This window comes from Streptomyces capoamus (assembly GCF_014654935.1).
Taxonomy (GTDB): Bacteria; Actinomycetota; Actinomycetes; order Streptomycetales; family Streptomycetaceae; genus Streptomyces; species Streptomyces capoamus.
The window spans coordinates 395,123-396,398 of the sequence record NZ_BNBF01000002.1; the positions used below are offsets into that span (position 1 = coordinate 395,123).

Below are 1,276 nucleotides of genomic sequence, written 5' to 3' on the forward strand. Positions count from 1 at the left end.
GCGTCCCGTCCAGGTCGGTGGCGATCAGTGCATATGCCGGGGTGGGTGCCATGATCAGAGAATACGGACCCCGTGCCGCGCCGACTCACCTCCGAATCCACGCACTTGTGTGCTGCCCCACCCCAAGTCGAGTGCCCCCGGGGCCAGCTGGGACTTCCGTCGACTACGTCTCGGCCCAACCACGTTCCGGCGAGGGGTGGTTCGCGCGCTGCGGGGTGAGGCCGGCCACGGCGAAGACGCAACCGGGACCGAGCCCGGGGAGCCCGCGGCCCACCGCGCGTCCGGCGCGCCGCGCGCTGGACGCGCTGTTCCTAGCCCAGGGCGTTCGTCACCCCTCCGCCGACGCGGTGGCCACGACGAGCCTCCCTGCATGGTGAGGGCGCCTTTCGTGCGTCCCTGAGGTACTGCCCAAGACACGCAGGTGAGCCGTAACGTGTGGCCCGACCACATGGAACCCACTGCCATGCATGGCCCGGATGAGAGTGAGGCAGCACCCCATGCCCCCCTTCGACGTCCCCGAGGGCGACCCCTTCGGTCCGCACAACCTCCCCTACGGCGTGTTCTCGCCCTCCGGCAGCACGGAGCGGAGGATCGGCGTCCGGCTCGGGGACCACGTCCTCGACGCGGGTGCCGCGGCCGCCGCGCTCGGCTCGTCCCACCAGGCCCTGCTCGCCCGGCCCACCCTCAACCCGCTGCTGGCCGCCGGCCGCGCCACCTGGTCGGACGTGCGGCGGGCCGTCACCTCCTGGGTCACGGACGCGGCGCACCGCGAGGCCGTCGAACCGCTGTTCCACCCCTTGTCCGAGGTGACCCTGCACCTGCCCTTCGAGGTCGCGGACTACGTCGACTTCTACGCCTCGGAGAACCACGCCCGCAACGTCGGCCAGATCTTCCGCCCGGACGCCGAGGACTCCCTCACCCCGAACTGGAAGCACCTGCCGATCGGCTACCACGGCCGCTCCGGCACGGTGGTCGTCTCCGGCACGGACGTCGTACGGCCCTCCGGGCAGCGCAAGGGACCGGGCGACCCCGAACCCGTCTTCGGCCCGTCGGTCCGGCTGGACATCGAGGCCGAGGTCGGCTTCGTCGTGGGCGTGCCCTCCCGGATGGGCCGCCCGGTCGCGCTCGGCGACTTCCGGGAGCACGTCTTCGGGCTGTGCCTGCTGAACGACTGGTCCGCACGGGACATCCAGGCCTGGGAGTACGTCCCGCTGGGCCCGTTCCTCGGCAAGTCCTTCGCGACCTCGGTGTCGGCGTGGATCACCCCGCTGGAAGC

1 protein-coding gene is annotated in these 1,276 nt (G+C 71.9%); it reads left to right on the plus strand.

The features are described from left to right. Window positions 1-497: 497 nt before the first annotated feature. Window positions 498-1,276, plus strand: a 779-nt coding sequence (locus tag IE312_RS38890; RefSeq protein ID WP_229899091.1) for a fumarylacetoacetate hydrolase family protein, incomplete at its 3' end; no start/stop codon positions are given.